The following is a 25,559-nucleotide window of genomic DNA, read 5'->3' on the forward strand; positions in this document are numbered from 1 at the left end:
GCCACATTTAATAAATCCACATTTAAAACCTTCACCACCAAAGAATTAAGTAAGATCGTTCCGGATTAACACAGATTCATTTCGCTATTGAATAATTTCTCATAAAATGATAGAAGAATGGAGATTATTTTATCTTCTATTATAATAGAAGGAAATCTTAAATAAACTGTGGCTTAGAATAATATGAAAAAATTAATCCTTGTTATCTCCATTTCTTTACTTTCAGGCTGTGCAATTAGTTTAACAAAGCCTATGGAAGATTATTCAGGTACTGATTCTGCCAGAATTAGAGTCAGAAATTACCTCCCGCCACTGACACTGGAAACTTACGAAAAATCGGGGGAATGCTTTAAGCTCGTTGACCTCAGAACTCTGACTGCTGGTGTTAACTTTATCGGCATTAAATCAACATACAATAAAAAAATACCAGGTATGACTCCCCCGTCACTGCACATGCAAGGTGCAGACGCTCTTGAGTATACTATTAAAGCAAATCAACATATGAGTATTACTTCCCAAGAACACACTTACAGGTCTCCGAGCGGATACATGTCAAGCTTTTTTATTCCTGAAGTTGGTCACGATTATGACATATATCCACATGAATTGAATGTAATCATTAAAGATCTATCAAGCAAAAATGGCTATCGAAATTGGAATAATGACGATAAAGAGTGTAAATACAAAATAAATCTATTTGGTGGTAGAAATTACGAATAACGGTTATCTTTCTTACTATATAGCCCTCAATGAGGGCAACAAACCTCTGCTTATCTTTAGCTCTGTTTTCAATTCCAAATTGAATTTTAAAATAATTGCACATCAACATTCAATTGACATCACACCTATCTTACACCGACAAATAGGGAATATCTGTATGAAAATCACTGTGCAACCTAACAGGTAATTAGATTATCACTAAGGTGATAAAATTTTTTATTAAGCGCTGAACGCCTTAATAAAAACTAAAGTAAATAATTGCAAGAGACTTATTATCCAGAAAACAAAGCTGAAAGAATATCGGGCTAAATAACCATTAGCCCGATAAACAGTTATCAGCTTTCTAACGCCTTGGTGATTTTCTCAAACAAATCACCAGATAGATTTTCCAACCCTTTTAACTGTTCCAACACACTACGCATCATATCTTTACGTTTATCATCATAACGCTTCAAACGCATCAACGGTTCAATCAAACGGGAAGCAACCTGCGGATTACGGCTGTTAAGATCAGTCAAAATTTCCAACAAGAACTGATAGCCACTACCATCTTCAGCATGAAATGCCACCGGGTTATTAACAAATGCGCCAACCAGAGCACGCACTCGGTTTGGATTCCCTATGCTAAATGATCGATGATTCAGAAGATTACGCACATTCGTCAGAACATCTGCTGACGGGCTACTTGCCTGTAAGCTAAACCATTTATCCATAACTAAGCCATCTTGATGCCATTTCTCATCAAACTCTGCCATTAGCTGATCACAGCAAGGTAATTCAGCTACCACCGCTGCAAATAACGCCGCTAGCGCATCCGTCATATTATCAGACTGATGATATTGATTTGATATCAGCTTATCAGCCTGCTTCTGATGACCAAAGGCTAGATAATATAGGCAAATATTACGCAGAGATCGCTTAGCGATATCTTGGTGATTAACACGGTATGCACCTATATTGATGGAGTTATAAACTGCCGCAAATTCATCAGCCATCTCCTGAGCCAAAGTACGGGTAGTTGCCTCCAGAACTTCATGAATCGCTTTTGGATCAATAATCGTAAACAATTCCGCTATCTCACTTCCTGATGGCAAAACCAGAATTAGAGCAGCTAAAGCAGGATCAAGATCCTTATCTAATAACACTGTACGGAAAGCATCTACCACATGCATTGGCAATTCAACTGGCTGCTTCTGCTGATAACGAATGACATTCAATTTGATATAGTTTGCCATCAGAGACTGAGCGGCATCCCAGCGAGAAAATTCATTGCGGGCATATTTCATCAGGAATACCAACTGCTCATCACTAAATTTGTAATCTAGCTTCACTGGCGCTGAGAATTCACGTAATAAAGAAGGGACCGGCAATGACGGCACATTATCAAATACAAACGTCTGCTCCGCATTGGTGACATTCAGCACATGGTGTACTGGCTGGCCATTATAATGCAGTGGGAGCACACAACCTTTACTGTCATAGAGTTCAATATCCAACGGAATATGCAGAGGCAGTTTCTCTTTTTGATCAGCTGTAGATGGTGTCATTTGCGTAACATGCAACTTATACTGCTGTTTTTCTGCATCATATTCATCACGGACTGTCAGCACCGGAGTACCCGATTGGCTATACCAGCGGCGGAAAAGTGACAAATCTACATTTGATGCATCTTCCATTGCCTGAACAAAATCATCACATGTTGCAGCACTACCGTCATGACGATGAATATAAAGCTGCATCCCTGCCTGAAATTGTTCTTCACCCAGCAAAGTATGAATCATACGAATAACTTCGGCCCCCTTTTCATACACAGTCAGCGTATAGAAGTTATTCATTTCAATCACTTTATCGGGGCGAATTGGATGAGCCATTGGGCTACCATCTTCAACAAATTGTGCTGAACGCATAACACGCACATTATCGATACGATTAACAGAGCGTGAGCCGAGATCAGAGCTGAATTCCTGATCACGGAAGACAGTTAGTCCTTCTTTCAGGCTAAGCTGAAACCAATCACGGCAAGTAATACGGTTACCGGTCCAGTTATGGAAATATTCATGACCGATCACGGCTTCTATATTAAGGTAATCTTTATCAGTCGCAGTTTCAGATTTTGCCAACACATATTTGGAGTTAAAGATATTCAGCCCTTTATTCTCCATTGCACCCATATTGAAAAAATCCACTGCAACAATCATGTAAATATCGAGATCATATTCAAGACCGAATCGGGTTTCATCCCATCTCATCGCATTTTTCAGGGAAGTCATTGCCCAATCAGCCCGGTCAAGATTACCGCGGTCAACAAACAGTTCCAATGCAACTTCACGGTCACTACGGGTCGTAAAAGTATCGCGCAGAACATCAAAATCACCCGCAACCAGAGCAAACAAATAACCTGGTTTTGGGAATGGATCATGCCACTTCACCCAATGACGCCCATCACCAGTTTCTCCTCGCTCAACCCGGTTACCATTTGAAAGCAAATACGGATATTTAGATTTATCAGCAGTGATACGAGTTGTAAAACGCGCCAATACATCAGGACGATCAAGATAATAGGTAATGTGACGGAAACCCTCTGCTTCACACTGGGTACAAAGTGCATCGCCAGAAACATACAAGCCTTCAAGAGCAGTATTTTTCGATGGATGGATGGTATTCACAATTTTCACAGTGAACTGAGCTGGCAACTGCTCAATGATCAGAACACCATCCTGCTCACGGTAATGTTCCCATGGCTGACCATCTATATGAAGACTTTTTAGTGTCAAGTCTTCACCATTCAGCACTAATGGCGTTATTTCATGACTCAGACGTTTCACCTGGCTGATTGCAGTAACTTCTGTGTTATCGGCATCAAGATCAAAATCGAGTTCAATATCAGAAATCGTATAGTCGGGAGCGCGATAATCCCGGCGATATTTAGCTTGTCGCTGTTGTGTCATAAGAAACCTTTTGTTTCATATTTATGGAATTAATTCAATACCAAATCTTACGCTGCCATAGAAAGAGGTTAAATTTCAAGAGTGAAATACCGCACCTTCTGGCGTTAAACATTCATTCAAAACGAGTATGATGTTATGTAAAGAATATGTTTGCTCTTTGGTGCTTGTTGTCACGCAATGATCAAATAACATGATAACATTTAACCAACGGCCCCTTTTAGCTTCGAGCATTTGGTGAACTATATGATGTTATGTGACTTCAATAACAAAATAATATCGGTATACTCTTCCAACTTTATCGATTTAGCTGACACGAATACGCTCCGTGAGGATGCATAACGCGCCATGACCCTAGACGCTACCCCAATTATTAAATCACTGCTTGATACTGACGCTTATAAGCTTCATATGCAACAAGCAGTGTACCACCGCTACAATGACATACCCGTAGTTGCAGAATTCCGCTGTCGCGGTGATGAACTGCTGGGTGAATATACCGAAGAATTACGCCATCAAGTTGACATGATGGCTGATCTGGCATTAACCGATGCTGAATTTAATTATCTTGCCAGCCTGCCTTTTTTCAAAACTGATTATCTAAACTGGTTAAAAACTTTTCGTTTCAACCCACAACAAGTCAATATTTCTGTTACAAGTGATGGCCAGTTAGCTGTCCGTATTTCAGGATTATGGCATGAAGTCATTATGTGGGAAGTCCCATTACTGGCATTAATTAGTGAATTAGTTCATCGCCATCACTTACCAGATAACGCTGTTGAAAATGCAGTCAACCAGCTGCACAAGTTGATCAAACTGTTCTATCAAAATGCTAAAAATGAAGGCGTCGATCTCTCTAGTTTCAAGCTGATGGATTTCGGTACACGCCGGCGTTTCTCGCACAGTGTCCAACACGCTATCGTCAGGGAGCTGCAACAGCATTTCCCTTACCTGATTGGCACTAGCAACTATCAACTTGCCCAACAACTTGGGCTCAACCCCGTTGGTACGCAAGCACATGAGTGGTTTCAAGCTCATCAACAAATCAGTCCTGAACTGGCAAACAGTCAACGGGAGGCGTTACAAAATTGGCTAAATGAATATCCCAACCAATTGGGTATCGCCTTGACTGACTGCATCACAATGGATGCTTTCCTGCGGGATTTTGATGCTCAGCTTGCCAACAGCTATCAGGGTTTGCGCCATGATTCGGGTGATCCAGTTCAATGGGGTGAAAAAGCTATCGCTCATTATCAAAAGCTGGGCATCGATCCGATGACAAAAACCCTGGTATTTTCTGATAGCCTGGATTTCCAGAAGGCGCTGACGCTCTATCATCATTTTCACAACAGAATCAACCTGATTTTTGGTATCGGTACACGACTGACTTGCAATATTCCGGGAGTTAATCCGCTAAATATTGTTATCAAACTTGTCGAATGTAATGGCAAACCGGTAGCAAAACTTTCAGACAGCCCTGGCAAAACCATTTGTGAGGATAACGAGTTTGTCAACCGACTACGTGCAGCTTTTGATATACCGCAAATCAAACAAGCTTGTTAGCCCAATTTTTATTTAAAAATACAACAGTGCCGCTAGCAGAAAAGTAGCGGCACCTCTTAAAAAGACCTTTTTCCCTCTATTTCACCCGCTAAATTAGTGATTTCCTCTTGTTTCCTGAAATATGGCAAGTAACATAGAACGAGTTGCCCCTTATGGGTATATACCCTATGGATTTCAAGATGGATCGCGACAGCAAGGGAGCGAATCCCCGGGAGCATAGCTAACTATGTGACTGGGGTGAGCAAACGCAACCAACAAAGAAGCAACTTGAAAGATAACGGGTATATTCATTTTCACAAACCTGAATTGATAATATAAAGAAGAGAGAAATTTATGAGCGTAGCGCCTGTAGTCGACGTACTGCAAGGCCGGGTTGCGGTTGATAGTGAAGTCACCGTTCGCGGCTGGATACGAACAAGGAGAGATTCTAAAGCTGGTATCTCTTTCCTCGCCGTCTATGACGGTTCCTGCTTTAATCCATTACAGGCCGTCGTTAATAATAATTTGCCCAATTATCAGGATGAAGTTCTGTATTTAACTACTGGCTGTTCGGTAGAAGTGACAGGGACAGTCGTTGCTTCCCCAGGTCAAGGACAGAATTTTGAACTACAAGCGACGAAAGTCGTGGTCATTGGCAAAGTCGAAGATCCTGACACTTATCCGATGGCAGCTAAACGTCATAGCATTGAGTACCTACGCGAAGTGGCTCACTTGCGCCCACGAACCAACCTGATCGGTGCCGTTGCCCGCATGCGTCATACCCTTGCACAAGCACTACACCGCTTCTTTCATGAGAACGGTTACTTCTGGGTTTCTACTCCTTTGATCACTGCTGCTGATACAGAAGGGGCTGGTGAGATGTTCCGAGTTTCTACCCTAGATCTGCAAAATTTACCTTTAACTGATAAAGGTGAAGTGGATTTCAATGAAGATTTCTTCGGACGGGAAGCTTTTTTGACCGTATCAGGCCAATTGAACGGTGAAGCATATGCTTGTGCATTAAGCAAAGTCTACACATTCGGCCCAACTTTCCGTGCGGAAAACTCTAACACCAGCCGCCATCTGGCAGAATTCTGGATGATTGAACCAGAAATTGCTTTTGCTGATCTCGACGATGCAGCATCGCTAGCTGAAAATATGCTGAAATATGTTTTCAAAGCCGCACTAGAAGAACGCGCCGATGATCTGCAATTCTTTGCTGAGCGTGTAGATAAAGACGTCATCACTCGTCTGGAAAAATTCATCAATTCTGACTTTGCTCAGATTGATTACACCGATGCGATTGAAATTTTGCAAAACTGCGGCCAGAAATTTGAAAACCCAGTATTCTGGGGAGTTGACCTTTCTTCAGAACATGAACGTTTTCTGGCAGAAAAACACTTCCAGGCTCCGGTTGTTGTGAAAAACTATCCAAAAGATATCAAAGCTTTCTATATGCGCATGAACGATGATGGTAAAACTGTCGCTGCAATGGATGTACTTGCACCGGGCATCGGCGAGATTATCGGCGGATCACAGCGTGAAGAGCGTCTGGATATGCTGGACAAGCGTATGGAAGAGATGGACCTTAATAAAGAAGATTACTGGTGGTACCGTGATCTACGTCGCTATGGCACCGTACCTCACTCCGGGTTTGGTCTTGGCTTTGAGCGTCTGGTTGCTTATGTGACCGGTGTCCCAAATGTGCGAGATGTTATTCCATTCCCGCGCACGCCGAGAAGTGCCAGCTTTTAATAAACTCGCAAATGTAACATTAAAAATTCTTATATAAACAAGCCAGCAGAAGCTGGCTTTTTTATTTTTTCAATCCAGATATCGATCATAAATCTCTACTAATTTACATTTTCACATATATTATTTTCACTTTATTACAAAAACCATAACTTTGTATCATTTTACTGGTAGATAAAGCCCACTACCAATGGAAAACTGAGCCCCGACACAGACGACATTAGGCTTTCATAAATAGTTTCAAAGATTTTCTTAAAGGAATTATTTCTGTCAGTAACAAATGTCCGAATAACGCCAATGATGGTAACTAATAATAGAAGGTAGCAATTAATGAAGGGTCGTATTCTTGCAGTGGTAATCCCAGCTCTGTTAACTGTTGGGGCAACAAATGCCACTGAAATTTATAATAAAAACGGTAACAAACTGGATTTGTATGGTAAAGCTGATGCACGTCATCAATTCTCCAAACCCATCCCAAAATCAGATAGTTCTCTTGTCCAGAGTGAAGATGGTGATGCAAGTTATGTTCGCCTAGGCTTCAAAGGTGAAACCCAAATAAATAGCCAGTTGACGGGTTTTGGTCGCTGGGAATACGAAATTCAAGCTCACAACTCAGAAGCAGACGGTGCTAAAGGTAACAAAACCCGTCTGGGCTTCGCTGGTTTAAAATTGGCTGAATACGGTTCTTTGGACTATGGTCGCAACTACGGCGTTCTCTATGACATCAACGCCTGGACCGACGTATTGCCAGTATTCGGTGGTGATTCTATGTCCCAGGCTGACACCTACATGACTAATCGTGCTACTGGTGTTTTAACTTATCGCAATACAGATTTCTTTGGCCTGGTTGATGGCCTGAACTTCGCCCTGCAATACCAAGGTAAGAACGACGAAGACAACAAAAATGGTCGTAATTCACTTCGTAAGCGAGGCGATATCATCAAACCCAATGGTGGTAGCAACGGTGATGGTTTCGGCTTATCTGTGACTTATGATATGGGATACGGTATCAGCGTAGGTGGTGCCTATTCCAACGCGGACCGGCCTATCATACATGAAAGATTAGTGACCTCTATCGCTCGCGGTGAAAGAGCCAAAGCATGGAACATCGGTGCTAAATATGATGCCAACAACATCTACCTGGCGGCTATGTATGGTGAAACCCACAATATGACGTCTTTCGGCTACCAAGACTTCGTCTCTGCAAAAACCCGTAATATCGAATTAACTGCTCAATATCAGTTCGATTCTGGTCTGCGTCCATCTCTGGCATACGTTCAATCCAGAGGAACCACTTCTTTCACAAATCAGAACTGGGTAAAATACATCTCTATTGGTTCTTATTACAACTTTAACAAAAATATGTCTGCCTATATTGATTACAAAATCAACTTAGTAAAAGACAACCAATATACTGATGATTTCGACGTTAATACCAAAAACGCGGTTGGTGTAGGCTTGGTATATCAGTTCTAAATTAGCCGAAATAAAATCAAACAGACCTACGGAAAACCCCAATTAATACGTTATGGCGTTCATTTGAAAGTGAACGCCATTCTTTTTTTCAAGGAATAATAATAATCACACTATTGATTAAAAATAGCACAGTGACTGAAACAATATTCAGACAAGAACATCAACAAATTACTTATAAAAAATTTGATGACAAATTAACACTTTGTTTTACCTTTTTTACTAAGATCAACAGATACTTTTTCCCTTCACTGACTTCTGTTCATTTTCTGCTCTCTTGAACAACCGAACCGATTGAAGCTCAAAAAACAACCATATATTTACATTTTGAAACACTTTGTTTCACATTATTACTAAATTCTTTTTTTTATAGCACTTTGTGAGTGGATAAAAATAACAACCAATGAAACACTTGACAGCGAAAAAGACGACACTAAACTCTCACAAATAGTTCCGTAGATTTTTAAAGAATTATTTCTGGCAGTGGCAGGTGTCCGAATATAACACCAATGAGGGTAATAATAATGATGAAACGCAATGTTCTTGCAGTGGTAATCCCAGCTCTGTTGGCTGCTGGCGCAGCAAATGCAGCTGAAGTTTATAATAAAGACGGCAACAAACTGGACCTGTATGGTAAAGTTGAGGTACGTCACCAATTCGCTAACAATGATAGCGGTGAAGATGGCGATAATTCCTTTGCTCGTCTGGGCTTCAAAGGCGAAACTCAAGTTAACGACCAACTGACCGGCTTTGGTCGTTGGGAATACAACATTAAAGGTAACCGAGCAGAAGGTGCTGACGAAGAAACTAAAACTCGTCTGGCTTTCGCTGGCCTGAAACTCTCTGACTACGGTTCACTGAACTATGGTCGTAACTACGGCGTTGTGTATGATGTCAACTCCTGGACCGACGTGTTGCCAGTATTTGGTGGTGACTCCATGGCTCAGACTGACAACTTCATGACTGGCCGTTCTACGGGCCTGTTAACTTACCGTAATACTGATTTCTTCGGTCTGGTTGATGGCCTGAACTTCGCTCTGCAATATCAGGGTGAGAACAGTGAAAACACCGCTAATGGTCGTGCTAACCGCAAAGACAACGGTGATGGCTACGGTTTCGCTGCGATTTATGACGCAGGTTACGGTATCAGCGTAGGTGGTGCATACTCTAACTCTGCTCGTACTACTGCACAAAAAGCTGCCTTTAATACAAATACATTGAAGGGATCTACTGCTTTAGGTGAACGCGCTGAAGCATGGAACATCGGTGCCAAATACGATGCCAACAACATCTACCTGGCTGCCATGTACGGTGAAACCCGTAACATGACTCGCTTTGGTGGAAAAGATGCTGATGGAGTCAATCAGGAAAATATCGCCAACAAAACCCAGAACATCGAATTAACTGCACAGTATCAGTTCGATTTTGGCCTGCGCCCATCTCTGGCATATGTCCAGTCTAAAGGTAAGAGCCTGTTCGGCGACATTCGTGGTTATGAGAAAGAATCCGGTAGCCACGATCTCGTTAAATATATTTCCGTCGGCACTTTCTATAACCTGAACAAAAACATGACTACCTATGTTGATTACAAAATCAACCTGTTAGATGACAATGACTTCACCAGATCATTTGGTATCAGCACTGACAACGTGGTTGGTGTAGGTATGGTTTACCAGTTCTAATTACCGTTGATGAATATGTTTAACTGAACAAGTTAGACATAATTGAAATAAAGCAGCGCTTCAAGTGCTGCTTTTTTTATACCTATCTTTTGTTACTGTTATTTAAACTTTTTTTCACTCCGCAAACTGCTTCACAAGATTATCTTCTTTTTACTACAAATAGTTGGCAAACTGTTTCGGCAGCGTTAACCTGACTACCCTTTTAGGCTTAACTCAGAGCTTTGGAATCACAAACATGTTTGAGAAAATCACCGCAGCGCCTGCCGACCCTATTCTTGGCTTAGCCGATAGTTTTCGTTCTGATCCTCGTACAAATAAAATCAACCTTGGTATTGGTGTCTATAAAGATGAAACAGGAAAAACCCCTGTTCTAACCAGTGTCAAAAAAGCAGAGCAATACCTACTAGAAAACGAAACAACCAAGAATTACCTGCCGATTAGCGGCTTGGCCGAATTTGGTCGTGTCACTCAGGAATTGCTGTTTGGTAAAGATAATCCCATCGTAACAGATAAACGCGCTCGTACAGCACAAAGCCCAGGCGGTACAGGTGCTTTGCGTATTGCCGCAGATTTTGTTGCCAAACAGACTAATGCTAAACGAGTCTGGATTAGCAACCCAACCTGGCCAAACCATAAAAATGTTTTTTCTGCTGCTGGCCTGGAAGTTTGCGAATATAAATACTACGACGCTGAAAAGCACACCCTGAATTTCGAAAGCATGCTGGCAAGTCTGTCTGAAGTTCAGGCCGGTGATATCGTTTTGTTCCACGGCTGCTGCCACAACCCGACAGGTGTTGATCCAACTCCAACACAATGGGCTCAACTGGCAGAAATATCTGCGGAAAAAGGCTGGTTACCTATTTTTGATTTCGCTTATCAGGGATTCGCCAAAGGTCTGAATGAAGATGCAGAAGGCTTGCGCATTTTTACAAGAAATCATAATGAGCTGATTGTTGCCAGCTCCTACTCCAAAAACTTTGGCCTGTACAATGAGCGTGTTGGTGCTTGTACTATTGTCGCCAAAGACAGCGATACAGCAGAAAAAGCTTTCAGTCAGGCTAAAGCGATTATCCGTTCTAACTATTCCAACCCACCCGCTCATGGTGCGTCTGTTGTCGCTACTATTTTGTCAAATGAAGAGTTGAAAGCTGTCTGGGAACAAGAACTAACCACCATGCGCGAACGCATCCAGCGTATGCGCCAACTGTTCGTGAATACCTTACAAGAAAAAGGTGCAAACCAAGATTTCAGCTTCATTATCAACCAGAATGGTATGTTCTCATTCAGTGGTTTGACAAAAGAACAAGTAGAACGTCTGCGTGAGGAATTTGGTATATACGCGGTCGGCTCCGGCCGTATTAACGTCGCTGGCCTGACACTAGAGAATATGGCTCCACTATGTGAAGCCATTATTGCGGTCCTCTGAGTCAATATTTGCCTTGCTATGAAAAACCGCTAAAACTTAGCGGTTTTTACCCCTCAGAAGCTGCAACATTGCCATCAAACAGCCATGTGACTGCTCCTCGCCGTAAACGGCGAGACTTCCCACTTCTCAGACCGCAACCGTCGATATGACAGATTTACGCGGGTCTCCATGGGCTGAAACGACGAGTCCCGCCGCCTGTAATTCCAATATGCCTTTGCTTTTGATGTTGATTGCCGCGTTGATATCGCGATCATGTTCAACTCCACACTCTGGACACTGCCAGATACGCTTGTGTAATGGCATTTCTGGCATCTTGTGACCGCAGCAGTGACAGATTTTCGAACTGGCGAACCAGTGATCCAGTTTGACCAGATGAACACCTTTTTCTGCTGCTTTGTATTCCAGTTTTGTGATGAATCCATGCCAGCCCGCATCGCCGATAGCACGAGCCAGATTAGGGTTCTTCATCATATTTACTGATTTCAACGTCTCTACAATTACCGCTTGGTTTTCGTCAACAATTGCTCGAGAGAGTTTATGTTGGAAGTCAGCACGGGCATTACTTCGTCTGTAGCACCGGCGGGGCGACAATTGAAACACTCAGAGCTTATGTTCAGAGTCAGTCAATGCCTGACTGATCTTTAAAGCCCTACGGACTTTTCGCCTTATATCCCCCCGCATTGGGCGAGGGTTTACGGCGTTTTTTGCTAAACTAACGCTTATTTAATATATACCCTATGGATTTCAAGATGCATCGCGACGGCAAGGGAACGAATCCCCGGGAGCATAACGAACTATGTGACCGGGGTGAGTAAGTACAGCCAACAAAGAGGCAACTTGAAAGATAACGGGTATAAATATTATTATTCTATTACCAACCTGGTACTTCATCTTGTAAAAACGGATTAGTCTGCCGCTCATAACCTAGTGTAGACATTGGCCCATGCCCAGGAATAAATTCATAATCATCACCAAGTGGCAGAAGTTTATCTTTAATTGAGTTGATTAACTGCTGGTGATTACCACGTGGAAAATCGCTACGCCCAACTCCTCCTTTGAACAGCACATCTCCCATATAAATCAGTTTATCGGCATGATTGACAAATACAACATGCCCTGGTGTATGCCCCGGACAGTGCAATACGGACAAATCGCTCCCACCAACTCGTAATTCATCACCGTCATTCAACCAGCGATCAGGCTCAAATGATGAGCATTCTTCAATGCCAAACATCCGGCTTTGAGCCGGTAAACCTTCGATCCAGAAAGCATCTTCTTTCTGTGGCCCATAAACTGGCACATTAAAATGCTTAGCGACTTCTGCCGTTGCACCAACATGATCAAAATGACCATGAGTCAGTAAAATCTGGGTCAATTTCAAACCACGATTCTCTATCTCAGCAATCAGCTTTGCTGCTTCACCGCCCGGATCAACAATTGCCGCTTCCTTAGTCTCTTCATTCCAAATAAGGGTACAATTTTGCATAAAAGCAGTAACAGGAATAATTTGGTATTTCATTATTTCATTTACTCCATAGTCAAAACAAAATAGTTACTCACCAGATTACCATGTCCTGACGGGACCTGTATCAATATGAATAAAATTACTGTTTGGATAGTATCCCACACCACCCGCTTTCATTTTCAAAGCAGCTTTACAGATACGACTAAGCTCAATCCCCTCAATATGGAAATCCATCGCTTTCCCTCGAGTATGGTAACTCTGTTTAGCAACACCTTGACTTTGCCTGCGCAACTGATTGTTGGTTATCAATGAGCGGTAACCAGAAATAAGTTGTACAGACTTATTCACACCCAGCATCATTTGCAGTAAATAAATTTGGTCAAATAATTTAGGATCGATAGTTTTAACTTTATTTTGGCGATAATCACGAAACAAATGATTCAGACGAGCCAATTCTGCTTTGTTATAACGATGACCATCGAAAAATTCAGCCTTAATAGTTTCGCCCGTATGTAAATTATCAAAACGTAAAATTCGCGGGCGGGGAGTAGTCAGAGCAGCAAAAGCCTGCCCCGGCAACACACTCAAGCCTACAGCAGCTACTCCCATACTCAGCCACTTACGGCGGTTATGATCGATTATATCCATGAAGAAACATCTACCCAGATTATGGAAAAAATAAGCCAACCAGCAGCTAAATAACCGGTTACTACGACCGGTGATAATGAAAATTAGTTGCATTTATTTTTGTAAAGATAATAACTTTGACAAAAACCGGGAACCTTGTCTCACACTGTTGTCGTAATCATAAATATCTGTGCGGTACTGTGCTACTCCAAGCTCATCTACCCAAGCGGTTAGATAATACAAATAAACAGGAATACGCTGTGGGATATTAACATAAGCTGTATTACCCTGCTTCAGGGTTTTACTCACTCTATCCTGGTTCCAACCGGCATCTCCCAATAACATGCTTGCCAATTCCGAAGCTTTGTTGACCCGGACACAGCCGGAACTAATCGCCCTAATATCTTTACTAAATAGACCATGGTTTGGCGTATCGTGCAAATAGATAGCATCGGAATTTGGCATATTGAATTTATAGCGACCTAATGAATTAGCCGGCCCCGGCGCTTGCCATATCCGATAAGGAAAATTAGCTGGCGTAACTACATTCCAATCAATTGTGTACGGGTCGATTACATTGGCATCAGCACGCCAGTTTGAAAATATAACATACCCACGGCGCTGGAAATATCCGGGATCCTGAACCCCTCGTGGTGCAATATCTTTTCTTGCCAGATTGGTTGGTACATTCCAGGGAGGATTAATCACCACATTATTCAGCACATTACTCATAATGGGTGTTTTACGGCTTGGTCGACCAACAATGACTTTCGAGTTCAGCACTTCCTGAGCATTAAGATAATACTGTAATGAATAATCAGGAATATTGACCATAATCCCCGTGGATACATGACCTGGGATTATCCGCAGACGCTGGATATTAAGTGCCATCAATCCAGCTCTATCTTGAGGTGAAGTGTTCAGCCAATCTCTTGTGCGTTTACCAATCACACCATCTGGTGCCAACCCTTGCCATTGCTGAAAATTTTTTACCGCCGTAACCAATTCAGGGCCGTAGGTATTATCTGATTTGGTTGTCAGTTCATCCAACATACCGATACGGATAAGTACCTCTCGTAATACCGTAACATCATAGCTACTCTGCCCCGGTCTTAATGCACTTTTGTCAGAAAGTTGTGGCCACGGTTTACTATCAGCCAGTTGTTTCATCATCTCCTTGCGCATATTTTCATATTGAGGATGTTGTGGTGCCAGTGCTGTGACATAAGCAGCTATATTGCTACTTGCAATAGCTTGTTGCCACTGATCTATAACGACTGGTGATGGTAAAACAATTTTGTATGGCGTAGTACGATAGAGCCAGTTTTGGCCCTGCTGCCCGACATCTGAGACAAACTGTAAATAACCCAGCATAGCATCCGATAAGATGATATCGCGTCCCATATGACTTAATTGAGAATCATTGAGTTCAGTCAGCCATTGACCAAATTGCGGTTGAAAGCCTGCCAATGCAAGTTCTGAAAGTTGTTGTTCAAAACGCTGAACAGCGGCTTCATTCTGCCATAAAGGTTGCATCTGATTAGCAGAGTACAAACTAACCAATCGGTCAAAGAAAACAGGCTTAACTTGTGCTGGTAACCAGCTCCGGAGCATTTCACGATGTTCTGTTTCTGAAATCGCAGCAGTTTGACTGTGCACTTGTTCAGGTATTGTCGTCTCAGATATCTTTTCAGCCTGTATTTTTGACAGATTTTGAATATTACCTTCAATCGGCCTACTCTGATGATTAGCTAAAGCATATCCAGCTACCACCAATGTACTGTAAATAACTGAAATACGCAGTGGCTTTATCACTCTTTTTACCATATCAACATACTCATATTCGGAACATCTTCACAAATTGATTTTAATTATGACAAATTCAGACTCTGATCAAAGAAAAACATTAAGTTAATTACATTGTAAACTATTTACCTACAAAGAAAATACAATAAACAATTGCAAGTACGCCTGGCACAAAAGAGCAAAAAAGACGCCGAAGCGTCTATTTCAAAACATTCAAATCGCATTACAGGTACATTCTCGCAAAGAGACCTGCCTGATAACAGGCAGGCCCTTACTTAACTCAATTCTCACAATAACTTTCAGTTTACGACAATGTAACTATCATGAAGCAGTACTATATGCAGCGAGAAATGACTGAACAGCGATGGCAATTCGCTGAGACTTTTCCTCTGGAGTAGGTAAACCAATACCTAAAGTAGCTTTGAGCCTTGGCGTACCAATGATGCTATCGATAAACACCTCTGCGGAGATTTTCGGGTTTACTATGTTCAGTTTCCCCTCCTGCACCTTTCGTACCAGATATGCAACTAGAAAATCTACGATTTGTTTCACTCCTTTTTCATAATAAATCTTACCTAATTGTGGAAAACGTTGGGACTCCAAAGTTACCACACGATAGTTTTCGATCATTGTTTCAGAAAGGATTACCGTGGACATTTCCTCTGCAAAAATTGTTAACGCTTTCCTAATATCCGGTTCGGGATTCATGACCTTATTCAGACCGACTTCAACATCTTGTATTCTCTGCCTGATAACAGCCACTAACAGCTCTTCTTTAGAAGGGAATCGACTATAATAGGTCCCCTTCGAAGCATTAGCACGTTTTGCCATCTCATTGACACTGGCACCATCAAAACCCCGTTCTGCAAATACTTGAGCCGCGACTTTCAACAACTCGTTAACTCGTTCTCCTGAAATTCTAGAGTACGAACGGGTCCTTTTGTGATCTGTTTGGGCTTTAGACGTATTTGTCATGTAAAAAACCTAAATTTCTATTGGTACCGAACGGTACGGTATACTATTATTAAGACTATAGCATAACTATAGCAGTAACACGACTGATGTCTGAGATCAGATGGTCCCAGCCAGCTACAGTCACCATGATTCTTTCAGAATCACATCGTACTACTTACGGGGAAAAAAGAAATGAAGGTTGGAATAATTGGTTCAGGAATTGGTGGCGCATGCCTGGCTCATGGTCTGCGTAAAAACGGAATAAAGGTGAAAGTCTATGAACGTAGCGCTTCCACATTATCCATGCCCCCCGGTTATGGAATTTATGTCAATACATTCGGCCAACAGGCAATGCAGGAATGCCTCCCGGATGCCAACTGGCGGGCATTTAAAAAAATGTCAAAATCTGTTGGTGGACAGATAAGATTCTATGATGAACATCTGCATCTTCTTCTCGAAACACAGAGTGACATTCGTCAGAAGGATGGACAGCTCACTGCCGAAAATCGAATATTAATTAACAGATCTGATCTTATAGAAGTACTACACGAGGGACTCTCAGACACAATTCAATGGAACAAAACGTTCGAGCGTTATGAGCACATTAAAAACAATGGCATCAGACTATTTTTTGAAGATGGAAGTCACGAAGATGTTGATGTTCTTATCGGTGCAGATGGTAGCAATTCAAAAGTACGCAAGCAGTACCTGCCTGCAATAGAAAGGTTTGATATTGGTGCCACTCTCACTATTGGTCGTTCGCGCCTTACCCCAACCCTTGAAGCCTTGTTGCCCTCATATATGCAGGATGGGTCACCCAACAATATCGTGCCTAAAAGCTCTGATGGGTTGTTTATCTCTCAATGGTGTGCTCCGGTCAATTCCCGAGCAAAGACCACTTCGACAGAAAATAATAATTCTGTCGTATGGGCCTACGCAGCGGCAACGAACAGCTACCCAAATACGATTGCTGATTTTTCTGCTGAATCTCTGTGTGCATTGATCCGGTCTCGTATTACTTCGTGGGATCAAACCCTATATACCCTGATTAAACAGAGTGATATGGAAACCATATCTATGCTGCCTATGCGCAGTATGGCTCATCTCTTACCCTGGCGATCCAGCTCTGTCACGCTACTTGGAGATGCCATTCATAACATGCCGCCAGTAATGGGAATGGGGGCAAACACAGCACTGCGAGACGCTCTTTTACTCACGCAAGTCCTGACTCGCGTCGCATCCGGGCATGAAGACTTAATAGAGGGAATCTCAAATTATGAACAACAGATGCGCATATATGCTAATGAAGCTGTTGAGATTTCGTTACGTACCACCCTAAATACAACAAATAGCTCGACAATCAAACGAATCCTGTTTCGAACTGCTCTTCGGGTTGCACAAACTTTACCACCAGTGAAGCGACGGCTATTCCCGTCAGCAAAATATGTCCAACACCAGGGAAAAATAAAATTAGGTACTACCAATTTCTTTAGTAGTACGCAATAAAGAGACTTTCACTTTACCTTAAATAACTTGAATGAACAATTAGCAGCAGGTTTACCACAATATTGTTTCAGATCAAGAATCGAATCTATTTTTGGTAAATAAGTGAGATCCTCTTTTTGAAAAAATGAAGACTTAATAAGGGAGAAGCGATTATCTTCTATCGCATCGACCGGAAAGTCTTTGTCTAAAATAATAATAAATAACCCATACCTGGATTATTCAGTAGATTCTTGTCCTATTTATGGAACTTGAATACATGTATTATCCGGGCGACAAACAACACCATTTACATTTAGGAGACCTGATACCTAAGAGAGAGTCTAATTTTTAACTTAATAAAATATAATAAAAGATATGATTAGGAAATTAAAGACCGCCAAATTAAAGTGAACTCCAATTATTGGACAGTTTACCCGGTGGTTAACATGGCCTAAGTTCGGTATTACGCCGGACTCAGGCCATTTAATTTCAATTTTACTCTCTCATGATTGTGCATAAACGACATAATATTAGTGAGAGTGCGTTTTTCAGAATTTTCAATAAATTCTCGTTGCAGAACGCTAATGCCTATCGGGAGCGTAATGCCTTATCTCTATTACTGCCGTTTGAAATCATGCATACTGCACTGACTGCCGCAAGAAAACTCTAAAAGGCGGTTATGGCAGCTACTCGGTCACTACCTCTATTTGCGAAGAGCGGTTAAAACGCAACTCAATGCGATAAGAATCAGCCCCATAGCCACAGACACGGTTACTGATTGTTCTAAAAATATAGAATCAAACATAATGACAAAAAATGGAATTAGCAGAGATGGCATGGTCGAAGACATTACATTGAGAGATGGCAGAATAGAAAACCAAAGAGTAAATGCCACAACAGAAGCAAATATGCTGGTATAAAGTAATATTCCCCACTCTATATAATTCAAAGATAACCCTGTCGGATTCTCAAACCAGAAAGAAAGGGCTACCAAGCCAACTGACCCAAACAACATTTGCCAAGTAGTTAATACAAACTTATTATGTTTAACAAAATATTTTCTTACAAGTATATTCGAAACAGCCCATGAAATGGCTGATAGCAATAATAAAAACAAACCTAAAATATCACTCTCAATTGAAATGCCAGGTAAGAAGACAAAATAAACGCCAATTATTCCACAGCATAAGATTAGAATATCCTTAGCTTTTAGTGGCTCCTGTAAAAACAAATAAGCAAATACAGCACTCCATATCGGCATTGAATAAATCAAGATGGAAGCCTTACCAGCACTTACGTTTTGCATGCCTATATTAATAAAGGTAAACATCAAAGTAGTTTGAGTAAGGCCAATTAGAATAACAATACACCACTCTTTCCGACTAAAGTGATTGAATTTATATTTTATACTTGAAATCAAAAGCATTAATACAGCAGCAATTACAAACCTTAATGCCGCAAATGTAAATGGCGGCATGTGCTCCAATCCAACCTTAGTTAGTATCCAACCAAAACTCCAAATTAAAATGACCAGCAGAGTATAAATTACGTTTTTGTAGCTAATTATTTGCATGTAGCCTCACTCATTTTTTGCAATTAATGATAGACATGATAATTTCCTCATATGACATGCCGTACAATAATGCAGCTTTAACAAAAACACTATAAGAATTTAAGCCTGGCAAGGTGTTCAGTTCCAATAAGTAAGGAACATTGCCTTTCATGATAAAATCCAATCTGCAATAATCATTAATATTTAAAAAATCTAAAATTTTCTTTGTTTGGCTGACAATCAATTTGTTTGTTCTTCCATCGAAATTTACTAGATCAAACAATGTATCTCCAGATTTGAATTTTGCGTCATAATTAAAGAACTTATGAGAATGATTAATTGACAAAAATGGCAAAACCTCACCAGATAAAAAACAAACTGTAAATTCAAGCCCTAAAATAAACTCTTCCATCAGTACAATATCTTCATACTTTAAAGCTTCTTCCAGTGCCGAATGGTACTCAGTTTCAGTATGAACCAAATTTACACCGATACTGCATCCTTGACTGTTCGGTTTAATAACAAAAGGAAGGCCAAGCCCTTTCGATACTTGTACGAAGCTTTTAAGTTTTTGCTTGTCATACACTAAAAACTTTGGTGTTTTTATAGAACACAATGAGGCTATTTGCTTAGTCAACAGCTTATTCATTCCAATCAGGCTAGCCTCCTGGTTTGCCCCATTGAATGGAATTCTTAAATCAGAGAGTACTGATTGTGGTGACTTATTTTCATTCTTCGAAAATATTTGCTATTCATTTATTCCATGTTAAGCGTTACTTAGTGATCCCAAAAAAAACTTTGCGTAAATTTGGTTATTTCCCTCAGTAATAACATCTTGTTTCAACATATTAATATCTAAAATTATCTTTCTGACAAATATACAAATACTTTCTCTCTATGCATAAATATTTACACAAATTTTTATTACAATTGTTATTTAAAATTAATAATTTAATAATTTAATAATTTAATAAAAATCATGTTCATGTAATAAATTTATTATCTTAACTTTAAAAACTTTAAAATAAACCACATAATTATCACACAAATAAATAAATAAATAAATAAATAAATCTTATAATTATTCACAATTAAATATAAACCTACATTATTTAAATATGATAAAATTAAATTTATATTTATCACATATCACCACATTCAACCCAACAATATTCATATCTATCCCATTCATTTGTTTTTTAATATGGAATATCAACTAGTTGAACCCATATTATATTTCCACTTAAACCTGATTTACCTTTCTATTTTAATACATTAATCTTTATAAACATTTAATTATTTAACAAAAAACCATCTTATAAAATTATCAAATTAAAGAAAAATTAATTATAAAATCCATTTTCATCATTATAATTATCTTCAACCAATAATATTTATCGTTATTTTTAACATCACTTAAAACTTCAAATACATAGCTTAAATTCACAATATTCATTACCTTATAAGAACAAAACATTCAATTATGACGATCACCCTATACCCTTGTAATCAACACGGACCGCATATTTCCCTAAGCTCATCCGACATTTCCTGACGATATACGCCATAGGTTTCAGTTTCCATGTTCCGGCTGATTTCCATCATTAATCTCGACATTAAACAGATGGCATAGATAGCGACTGTTCAATAGCATTCTCAATGCCAGACACTGCCGTAACCACCAGCATCAACATGCCACCAATCATAAGAATTGAAGCCAACAGGAACCCACGAGTGACTATCTGCACTTTAACTATTGTTTCATCCAACCAATGCCGTGCAAACTTGGCCATTGATTGATCAAAACCTTGCAACCGTGATAATAACCTAATGTAACTGATTGCTTCATCGTCAGGGAAACGATAACCAGTATCACGCAGTGCCTCGCCAAAACCGGCCCCCATTGAAATATGCTCGAGCGTAGCAGCAATACGCACATACAACCAGCGTGAACCTGCCTGTTCCAGCAGTAATTCCAGCGCCGATTGCAACATCATTCCTGAACGGATCAACAACGACACATTCAGTATGAACATACTGCCATGAATCGTTCTATACAGTGACCATGGCGGAAACCGGTCAAGCACTGTTCGCAATCGACCTCCCAAAAAAGACAACGATAACGACAGTAAAACAATCAAAATCACCAGAAATATCAGCGAATAAAATCCATAATCATTGACAAATATTCCCATCAAATAAAGGACATAAGCTGCACCATCCCATGTCTCTGGCTTAGAAACAGTGGCCAATTTGGGTACCAAACTGCCTGCCACAATATGCAACAATACGCATATCATCCCAATGAGCACCACAGGATAAATAGATGTACTAATAACAGCACGACGAATCTTACTACCCGCTTCAATCATGGCAATCGCATCCATAAAAGCGCTACATATATCACCGGAACGCTCACCAGCAGCAATCACCGCAACTTCATTGGAGTCTATCCATTGCCGCAAACTCTCTGCCAAAGTACTGCCCTGACTCACAGAGTCATAGCAACTACTCAATACCAATGCACAACCATTGTTGGGGTTATGGCCCTCGTTGCTGGCGATATTATACATTTCGCGTAATGCATCAATCAGCATGACCCGATTTTCCAGCATCATGATAAGGTGTCCGTAAAAACGAATCCGTGCTTTCTTACCAAACTGTACCTTCGCCAATCGATAGTTTAGTCTTTCAATAAAATCGGCCATGGACATATCATTTCACTCTATTTGATGGATAGCAGGAATAATCGGCCCTATCACACGTTCTGCGGCACGGGGATCGATGATTCCATCATTTATTTTGCGAATGAGTGCATCAACCTTGCTTAATCCCCCCATCTCTGAGATCCAGTATCGGGTCGCTTCGTGATGATGGCCCATTCGATAAGCTTGCATCAAGCCGGGGGAGGTCCGTACCACTTCAGCAACCACCGTTCGACCCAAGGTGCCGCTTTGCCTGCAAGAATCACAGCCTTCTCCCTGTAGGTAGACCGATTCCGGTTGGCAATAAAGATTTAGTCTTTTTGATAGGCGCTCAGAAATTTCCCGCTCATGTCCTTTGAGAGGAACTTTGCAGTGAGGGCATAACACCTGGATCAGCGATTGACTGACCAAACCGATCACCAACCGCGAATCCATCAATAACGATTCCATCACAGCCTCGTCCTGCAAACGGGGCAAGATCGCTAAAGCATCGTTTGCATGTATCGTGGTCCAGATAAGATGGCCCGTCATTGCTGCACGAAATGTCATCTTTGCAGTCACTGCATCGCGTATCTCACCGACCATAATTACATCAGGATCGAGTCGCATGGCATCAGCAATTGCCATCGCCCATTCTTGTTCAACAACGATGCTATCACCTCGATCCCCGGTTATGGGAGATTGATTGGCACCAGTAATCTCATATTCAGGTGGATCTTCAAGCGTAAGTAGATGAATGCCAGCCTGTTCGGCTATCATCTTTTGCATTACAACTTTCAAGGTGGTGCTCTTCCCACTACCAGTCGCACCAGACAAAAGGACCACACCGGCCCGATGGTCCATTAGTTCTTCCAGAATCTGACACTGTTCCGGTAAATAACCAAGATCGCTTAAGGTGCACATCGTTCCGGGGCTGTCTGCATACAACAATCGCAGTACCATCAACATGCCACGATCAAGCGGACGGGTATTAATACGCGCCCCGGAAAGTCCGCATTCATTCAGGAACTCATCCTTCATTCGCGCGCGCTGAGCCTGCATCGGCTTAAAAGTCGGCTCGGCCACATCACACATACTTTGATAGATAGTCGCGCATAATCGTAACCCTTCTTCTGGACGCAATTGTCCTATTGGCCGCAAATAACCATCAATACGGCAACGGATTTCACAATAATTGTGGCGAGCAACAATATGCAAATCAGACGCACGCTCTTCAGTCGCTTCACCGATCAAGCGAATGATATAACTCTGAACATCTGATTCAGTACCTCCCAGCCCATGACTATGGTTCTTACTAAGACGGTACAATTCTAATATGTTCCCCATGCCACAAGTGACAATCTGGTAGGTGAAACCGTGTCTTTTAACCGTTTCTTCATAGGCCAGCACATGTGGATCAAGCCTGTGTGATGCTGACACGGCAAGTATGCATTGCCCTTTTTGCTGGGGTAACTCAACAAGACAGATCAAACTGCGGTTAGCCAACTCAATTTCAAGTGCACCGCTCAAGGCAGATAAAACTTTTGCGCCCTGCCTGACCATACACAACAGATCGGAGCTTGTTATCGCCGTCATAAATCTCCCCCCATTAACAGTTAATGACTTAATGGCAACGGTGGAGCAACCATCAAGTCAAGGCTATCCAACAACGATGCATCATTTGTAGCCGTAAGACCGACCTCATAAAATCGCCCCTGTTTGGCGAAAGTCACGACTCCTGTATCAATGCGGATCACTTTATAACCATTCGGCAACTGATCACCCGCTTTCACGTCCATGATGCCGCCTGAACGAAACCGGAGTGTAGCGGTCAGTGCCCCATTTCGTCCAAAGATTGACTTAACCAAAGGCAAGTCATTATTGGCAGCACCACTTTTGCTCACCTCTCTGGAAATTTTATCGAATTCAGCCTGAGCATTTGCCCTTGCGGTTTCAGCTTTAAGTAGCATCAAGTCCGTCTGTAACTTTTCCAGTTGCGCCGCAACACTGTCAGTCGTTACGGTTGGCAAAGTAGAATTATGTACAACCGATTTCTCCTGCGTTGCCGGGATCTCAGGAGATGATACTTGTGCATAAGCCAGAGAAAGTAACGACACCACAAATATACTGATGACAAACTGACTAATTTTTTGCATAGAAAACCCCACTTAGCTCCCACTCAGGAAAACCATCAGATAACACAATCTTGGCACTGGTCACCCTCAATCCAGGAAGCGGCTTACCTGAAAACAATGCATCTGGCGATAATTGAGAAGTCAGAGTCCAGTCATAAGTCTGCCAATCAGGATTGGCCCACACGCGTGTTTCACTCGCCGATAAAGACGGAGGTGGAGGGGGCAAAACAGAAGCACCTTCCGTCAAAGCTGGAGATGGTAAACCTAGTGCCTGAAAATAAGACATCAGCTCAACCAAAGCTTGATCTGACGGCTGCAATACATCGTCATTGTTTTTCTGATCATGACTCTGCAACTGCTCAAACGGCATCAATACCTGTGCCTGTTCCCCACCATTGGAAATCACCGGACCAGCCCGGAAAATATTGATAGCAGCAACCTGAAAAATATTGATCGGCATCCCGTCATGACGCTGATAACTCACAGAAACCGTATCAGCGTCCAACATGATGGATTCAACCTGCCAACCCGCGAGAGATAAGGGAACCTTAGCTAACGCTTTGTTCCATAAGGAAAACTGCCACGCCATTTTGGGCTGCGCAATCCACGGATGCGGCGGTGGAACCTCCACCACCTCATTGGCTAAATCTGGCTCCCTTATTTCCGTATTCTGCTTACAAATGTGCCACACCCACCAACCACCCGCCAACAAGAATACAGAGCCGACGACCATACCAAAGACCTTAATCTGATGCTTCGACATTTCGCCAGTTAAGCTCTCAAGCTGGCCAACAGATTTTCTTAATGCAGATTTCGGCAACAATTGCACCAATGGCATCTCCGGCCATGGTGATTCAAACTCCTTCGGTGCATAGATCGCATTCCAAACACCGTTGGCTCCTTCTACCAACTGCACCGTATCACGCAATTTCGCTTCAATTTCTTCGCGAGTGCCGATCAAATCGCGTCCAGCCATTATCGTGCCTTGATGTACTGCGACCAATGCATACTGTCCATCAGGTAAACAAAACGCACCTATCCAGTTAGGCTTATCCACTGCTTTAGCAAGGGTAACGGCCAATGAATAACAACCTGGCGTTCCTGCCTCCTTTGGTACATACCCGACCTGTATACTGCGCCCAACACGATGTTGAGCAATCAAGGTAAACCCTGCCGCAATCCCACTCTTACGTATGTTAGAACGCGCCAGCACAGTAACGGGTGGTCGCCAAATAATGCCGGCAACCAAAGTCTTACCATATAACTTGATTTGCATAGCGCGTTCTGCGCCTGTTTCAATCTGGGTCATTT

18 protein-coding genes and 2 pseudogenes are annotated in these 25,559 nt (G+C 41.7%); 8 read left to right on the forward strand and 12 right to left on the reverse strand.

Annotation, left to right across the window (positions count from 1 at the left end; genetic code table 11):
- Positions 1–183: 183 nt before the first annotated feature.
- Positions 184–720, forward strand: a complete 537-nt coding sequence (locus BO26_RS03590; RefSeq protein WP_036768825.1) for a hypothetical protein — start codon at positions 184–186, stop codon at positions 718–720.
- Between the two features lie 335 nt (positions 721–1,055).
- Here the strand turns inward: BO26_RS03590 and pepN are convergent, their stop codons facing one another.
- Positions 1,056–3,668 carry an aminopeptidase N gene (gene pepN / locus BO26_RS03595; protein ID WP_036768827.1) on the reverse strand — a complete coding sequence of 871 codons (2,613 nt, stop codon included), beginning with the start codon at positions 3,666–3,668 and terminating at the stop codon, positions 1,056–1,058.
- Positions 3,669–4,013: 345 nt separating this feature from the next.
- Here pepN and pncB point away from each other — a divergent pair, with 345 nt between their 5' ends.
- The 5 genes from pncB (at position 4,014) to BO26_RS03620 (ending at position 11,540) form a co-directional block, all read left to right on the forward strand.
- Positions 4,014–5,228, forward strand: coding sequence for a nicotinate phosphoribosyltransferase (gene pncB, locus BO26_RS03600; protein ID WP_036768829.1), 1,215 nt, complete (start codon positions 4,014–4,016; stop codon positions 5,226–5,228).
- A gap of 333 nt (positions 5,229–5,561) precedes the next feature.
- Positions 5,562–6,962, forward strand: a complete 1,401-nt coding sequence (gene asnS / locus BO26_RS03605) for an asparagine--tRNA ligase (RefSeq protein ID WP_036768831.1) — start codon at positions 5,562–5,564, stop codon at positions 6,960–6,962.
- Positions 6,963–7,289: 327 nt separating this feature from the next.
- On the forward strand, positions 7,290–8,435 hold the full coding sequence (locus BO26_RS03610; RefSeq protein ID WP_036768833.1) for a porin: 1,146 nt from the start codon (positions 7,290–7,292) through the stop codon (positions 8,433–8,435).
- A gap of 521 nt (positions 8,436–8,956) precedes the next feature.
- On the forward strand, positions 8,957–10,114 hold the full coding sequence (gene ompC, locus BO26_RS03615) for a porin OmpC (RefSeq protein ID WP_036768836.1): 1,158 nt from the start codon (positions 8,957–8,959) through the stop codon (positions 10,112–10,114).
- A 235-nt stretch (positions 10,115–10,349) separates the two neighbouring features.
- Positions 10,350–11,540 carry an amino acid aminotransferase gene (locus BO26_RS03620; protein WP_036768838.1) on the forward strand — a complete coding sequence of 397 codons (1,191 nt, stop codon included), beginning with the start codon at positions 10,350–10,352 and terminating at the stop codon, positions 11,538–11,540.
- A gap of 126 nt (positions 11,541–11,666) precedes the next feature.
- Here BO26_RS03620 and BO26_RS03625 read toward each other — a convergent pair.
- Positions 11,667–12,110: pseudogene (locus tag BO26_RS03625) on the reverse strand (RNA-guided endonuclease InsQ/TnpB family protein); the annotation flags it as partial.
- On the opposite strand from BO26_RS03625, the pseudogene BO26_RS23045 reads away from it, so the two are divergent.
- Positions 12,101–12,178, forward strand: a pseudogene (locus BO26_RS23045) (IS200/IS605 family transposase); the annotation flags it as partial. The pseudogenes BO26_RS03625 and BO26_RS23045 sit on opposite strands and share 10 nt — an antisense overlap.
- Positions 12,179–12,411: 233 nt before the next feature.
- Here BO26_RS23045 and BO26_RS03630 read toward each other — a convergent pair.
- The 4 genes from BO26_RS03630 to BO26_RS03645 form a co-directional block, all read right to left on the reverse strand.
- Positions 12,412–13,059: an MBL fold metallo-hydrolase gene (locus BO26_RS03630; RefSeq protein WP_036768840.1), complete on the reverse strand. Its 648-nt coding sequence runs from the start codon at positions 13,057–13,059 to the stop codon at positions 12,412–12,414.
- A 45-nt stretch (positions 13,060–13,104) separates the two neighbouring features.
- Positions 13,105–13,653 (reverse strand): peptidoglycan L,D-endopeptidase MepK, encoded by a 549-nt coding sequence (gene mepK / locus BO26_RS03635; RefSeq protein WP_036768886.1) that lies wholly within the window; start codon positions 13,651–13,653, stop codon positions 13,105–13,107.
- Between the two features lie 93 nt (positions 13,654–13,746).
- On the reverse strand, positions 13,747–15,459 hold the full coding sequence (ldtD, locus tag BO26_RS03640; protein WP_036768843.1) for a L,D-transpeptidase: 1,713 nt from the start codon (positions 15,457–15,459) through the stop codon (positions 13,747–13,749).
- Positions 15,460–15,759: 300 nt separating this feature from the next.
- A complete protein-coding gene (locus BO26_RS03645) occupies positions 15,760–16,332 on the reverse strand; it encodes a TetR/AcrR family transcriptional regulator (protein ID WP_477707002.1) in 573 nt (190 codons plus the stop codon).
- Between the two features lie 252 nt (positions 16,333–16,584).
- Here BO26_RS03645 and BO26_RS03650 point away from each other — a divergent pair, with 252 nt between their 5' ends.
- Positions 16,585–17,898 (forward strand): FAD-dependent oxidoreductase, encoded by a 1,314-nt coding sequence (locus BO26_RS03650; protein ID WP_036768848.1) that lies wholly within the window; start codon positions 16,585–16,587, stop codon positions 17,896–17,898.
- Positions 17,899–18,580: 682 nt separating this feature from the next.
- On the opposite strand, the gene BO26_RS03655 is transcribed toward BO26_RS03650, so the two are convergent.
- The 6 genes from BO26_RS03655 to pilO2 all read right to left on the reverse strand — a co-directional run bounded on the left by BO26_RS03655 (position 18,581) and on the right by pilO2 (position 25,557).
- Entirely contained in the window at positions 18,581–19,450 is an 870-nt protein-coding gene (locus tag BO26_RS03655; protein WP_051690859.1) for a DMT family transporter, read from the reverse strand.
- Positions 19,451–19,460: 10 nt separating this feature from the next.
- On the reverse strand, positions 19,461–20,078 hold the full coding sequence (locus tag BO26_RS03660; RefSeq protein WP_036768851.1) for a D-alanine--D-alanine ligase family protein: 618 nt from the start codon (positions 20,076–20,078) through the stop codon (positions 19,461–19,463).
- Between the two features lie 967 nt (positions 20,079–21,045).
- Positions 21,046–22,143 (reverse strand): type II secretion system F family protein, encoded by a 1,098-nt coding sequence (locus BO26_RS03665; protein ID WP_036768854.1) that lies wholly within the window; start codon positions 22,141–22,143, stop codon positions 21,046–21,048.
- A gap of 6 nt (positions 22,144–22,149) precedes the next feature.
- Positions 22,150–23,709, reverse strand: a complete 1,560-nt coding sequence (locus BO26_RS03670) for a GspE/PulE family protein (RefSeq protein WP_051690860.1) — start codon at positions 23,707–23,709, stop codon at positions 22,150–22,152.
- Positions 23,710–23,729: 20 nt separating this feature from the next.
- Positions 23,730–24,269 carry a type IV pilus biogenesis protein PilP gene (gene pilP, locus BO26_RS03675; RefSeq protein WP_051690861.1) on the reverse strand — a complete coding sequence of 180 codons (540 nt, stop codon included), beginning with the start codon at positions 24,267–24,269 and terminating at the stop codon, positions 23,730–23,732.
- Entirely contained in the window at positions 24,256–25,557 is a 1,302-nt protein-coding gene (pilO2, locus tag BO26_RS03680; protein ID WP_036768856.1) for a type 4b pilus protein PilO2, read from the reverse strand. The genes pilP and pilO2 overlap by 14 nt, the downstream gene beginning before the upstream one ends.
- Positions 25,558–25,559: the final 2 nt, after the last annotated feature.

The sequence above is a fragment of the Photorhabdus australis DSM 17609 genome (assembly GCF_000711895.1).
GTDB lineage: Bacteria > Pseudomonadota > Gammaproteobacteria > Enterobacterales > Enterobacteriaceae > Photorhabdus > Photorhabdus australis.